The 1,779-nt window shown below is 61.0% G+C and carries 2 protein-coding genes; one reads left to right on the forward strand and one right to left on the reverse strand.

Going from position 1 to position 1,779, the window contains the following annotated elements; genetic code table 11:
* The coding region (locus tag EC919_RS27030; protein WP_208295018.1) for a saccharopine dehydrogenase family protein at positions 1-521 on the reverse strand (521 nt) is incomplete at its 3' end.
* A 110-nt stretch (positions 522-631) separates the two neighbouring features.
* Between EC919_RS27030 and EC919_RS27035 the strand changes: the two genes are divergently transcribed.
* Positions 632-1,531, forward strand: a complete 900-nt coding sequence (locus tag EC919_RS27035) for a LysR family transcriptional regulator (protein WP_133777453.1) — start codon at positions 632-634, stop codon at positions 1,529-1,531.
* Positions 1,532-1,779: the final 248 nt, after the last annotated feature.

A 1,779-nucleotide genomic window follows, 5' to 3' on the forward strand; every position in this document is an offset into this window, starting at 1 on the left:
CGCACGCGGCCCCTGATCCGAGGCGCGTAACGAGCGAACTTCTTCATGACCTGCTGCTGGGTGAACCATACGCCGAGGTCAAACGGCACCGAATCAAAACCACAGGAGAACACCAGGCGCGCGCCCGATGCCTGGGCTTGGGCGTGATGGCTGCCGATCATCCGGGCAATCCAGGGGATCTCCCCCGAAAGGTCAACGTAGTCCGTCCCCGACTCGGCGCAGGCCGCTACCAGGTCCGAGCCATAGACCGAAAACGGTCCTGCGGTGGTAATCACGACCCGGGTCGCGGCAACCATGTCGCGCACGGACGCCCGGTCCTGGGCATCGGCCACGATCAGCGGCAGCGCTGCGGCGTTTGTCCAACTGTCCCGAATGGCTTCCAGCTTGCTCAAGCTGCGACCGGCAATGGCCCATTTAACAGGGCCGTCGACGCCGTATTGAGCGAAGAGGTATTCAGCGACCAGCCGACCGGTGTACCCCGTGGCGCCGAAAATGATCACATCGAATGTTTGCTTAGTCATGGAGAAGATAATTCCTGAAAGCGCCGCGAAGCGAAGGCAACACTCTAGCCAGCCTTCCTACAAATGATTAGATGGTATGGTTGGAATGGACCTATAACCGCAGAGCATCAATCGTGCGCGACACCGTTACCGACCTCTTGGCCCTTCTGCGGGTCGCCCGTGAAGGCAGTTTTACCAAAGCGGCGGCGCAGCTTGGCGTTTCCCAGCCTGCGCTGAGCCGCACCATCACCAAACTGGAATCGCGCCTGGGTGTGCAATTGCTGACCCGCAGTACCCGCAGCGTCGCGCCGACCGAAGCCGGCGCGCGCCTGATCGACAGCATCGGGCCGCATTTTGACGGGATCGAGTCAGGGCTCAACGAGCTGAGCGAACTCAGCGGCACGCCGGCGGGGAGCCTGCGCATCACCTCCCTGGAGCACGCAACCCATCTGGTCCTTGCCCCGGCTGCGCTGCAGTTGATGACCGACTATCCGGGCATCAAGGTCGAAATCAACGACAGCTACGCATTGGTCGACATCGTTGCAGAGCGCTTCGATGCCGGTATCCGCCTGGGGGCGCAGCTGGCTCAGGACATGATCAGCATGCCCATCGGCCGGGATTTTCGCATGGCATTGGTGGCCGCCCCCGCCTATCTGGAACACCGTGCTGAACCACTGACGCCACAGGATCTGACCGAGCACGCCTGTATCAACCTGCGCCAGCCCACCTCGGGCGGATTGTGGGCTTGGCCTTTCGCAAAAAACGGGCGAGAAATCAAAGTACGCGCCGACGGGCATCTGGTGAGTAACAACATCTGGCTCATGCGTGATTTTGTCAGGGCGGGTGCCGGACTGGGCTACTTCCCGGAGCATCTGGTCGAGCAAGATCTGGCACAAGGTCGCCTGGTGCGGCTGCTGGAGGACTGGACTGGCACCGTCACCGGGTATCACCTTTACTACCCAAGCCGGCGCCAACACAAACCGGCTTTTCGTCTGCTTCTGGAGGCCCTGCGTGATCAGTCAGGGCGCTGAGTGTCTTCTTCTGGTCGATGGCTGTCTGACGGGATTAGTCGCTTTCGGCCAGAGGCAGCCCATTCGGGATGACCGAAGGGTACGCTGGTTGCAAGAGCGGGGTTATTGGTTGAGAGCAACTCACCCAAGATGTTCACTGTGGTCCGAGAGCAGGCGGGACTGTCAGATTTTTTGTGTGCGGGCCGGTTACGGCCTGCCGTTAGGCAGGCCGTGCTCTTACCAGGTCGGCCTGATAAATCGATCTCCGT

Source organism: Pseudomonas graminis (genome assembly GCF_004364335.1).
In the GTDB taxonomy this organism is placed as follows: Bacteria; Pseudomonadota; Gammaproteobacteria; order Pseudomonadales; family Pseudomonadaceae; genus Aquipseudomonas; species Aquipseudomonas graminis_D.